Consider the following 1,595-nt stretch of genomic DNA (forward strand, 5'->3'; position numbering starts at 1 on the left):
CTTTCCTCTAAAAAGGTATTAGTTACTCAGTATTTCATTTTCTGTACTTCGCTCTGTTTTATCGCTTTATCTTGTTGTTGGTTTTGTAAAAGACATACAATTCCCTCCAACAGAAGAATCTGTCAGACAGTTTCCATGATTTAAGTTTTACTACTTTCCTCTGCGAGTTCTATGTCTCATACGGGCGTCCAATTCCCTTGTAAAGCTTCGGCAAATTTGCAGGACTGGTTTGGTTAACACAACAAAGATACTTACCTTGCAATCAAGGGTATATCAAGACGTAGCTGGGCTACGGTTGATTCGAGTTTGTTTTTGTTATCGACATTTTGTAGATGTCGATAAAGTCCTCTTCTTTAGTAAACATATGCCATACGGCCACCAGGATTTTACGGGCAACGGCCACAATGATTTTCATTTTGTTTTTTTTACGAATGACAGTCTGTGTGTAGCTAAAATGACTAAAGAAACAGTTTTGTGTTCGACTGGCAGCCCATGCGGCTTCAATAAGAGTCTTTCTCAAAAATTTATTTCCGTGAGTTATCTTGCGACTCTTAATTTTGCGATTACTTTCATCGTTACGTGGCTTGAGTCCACACCAACCTATCAGTGCTGCGGCTGTACAAAACATCTTCATGTCCACCCCGGCTTCCGCAATGATTGAGGTTGCCGTGCGTTCTTTTACACCGGGGATGGTTTGGAGTTGTGCTAGTCTGCGGGGGAAATGTTGTTGGCACAAGGCCGTTAGTTTCTCCTGGCATTGGTCGCGATGTTTTTCTGCAAGTGCTATTTCTTCAAGATACTGACGGATGCACTCTATGTCAACACTGCTGAAGGTGGCTGTCAATGCTCCAAGAATGACTTGGCGACTATGCTTATTCAGGGTGCGGACATGTACATGTGATATGAGTTTCTGTGGGTCGGTCTCCCCACAAGCGATGGCCTGTGCAACCTTACGATAGCTCTTCCCTCCGATATCGGAAACGTAGTTGCTCAATCGCATGCCGCAACGCTGGAATGCAGCATCTAACTTGGTTTTTTTATAAACCAACTCCTCATTGAGGTCAAATATCCGACGGTTATACTTGCGAAGGTCTTGAATAAGGGGTTCTGGAACATAACTACCTTTTATCAATTCCTTAAGCATACACTCGGCTATCCACTGCGCATCTTTTACATCGCTCTTACGACCAGGAAGCTGCTTGATGAAATAAGGGTTGGCCAGCTTGAGGGAGAAGCTCTCGCAAAGTTCGTTCCAGATGGGTATCCAATATACCGAGGTGCTTTCCATGCCAACTTCACTAACGTTGAACTCTGACATTTTAGTTCCCAACTGGCGGATCTCTGTGGTCAACGTACCATACTGGGCTTCAAATTTTATGCCCGACCAATCCATTATACAGAGAAATACACTATCTTTGTGAATGTCGAGGCCAGCTACGATTCTGTTTGTTCTATCCATATGAGGTATTTTAAAATTACAACCTCGAATTTAATAATTTATGAGCTACGAGCTCGGTGATAGACGGGGAAATTTGCGCTGCCCTCGACTTTTTATCAATACGGGCGTAGAAATCGAAGATTTCTATATAAATTTG

General features: G+C 42.8%; 1 protein-coding gene. It reads right to left on the reverse strand.

What is annotated here, in order from left to right:
* Window positions 1–289: 289 nt before the first annotated feature.
* Window positions 290–1,459, reverse strand: a complete 1,170-nt coding sequence (locus D0T49_RS12870) for an IS110 family transposase (protein ID WP_370519678.1) — start codon at window positions 1,457–1,459, stop codon at window positions 290–292.
* Window positions 1,460–1,595 lie beyond the last annotated feature (136 nt).

The organism is Paludibacter sp. 221, assembly GCF_010501035.1.
Taxonomy (GTDB): Bacteria; Bacteroidota; Bacteroidia; order Bacteroidales; family Paludibacteraceae; genus QVMH01.

Bases quoted from the DNA above. Each gene is read 5' to 3' on its own strand.
- D0T49_RS12870 (WP_370519678.1), bottom strand. From the start codon at position 1,459: ATGGATAGAACAAACAGAATCGTAGCTGGCCTCGACATTCACAAAGAT.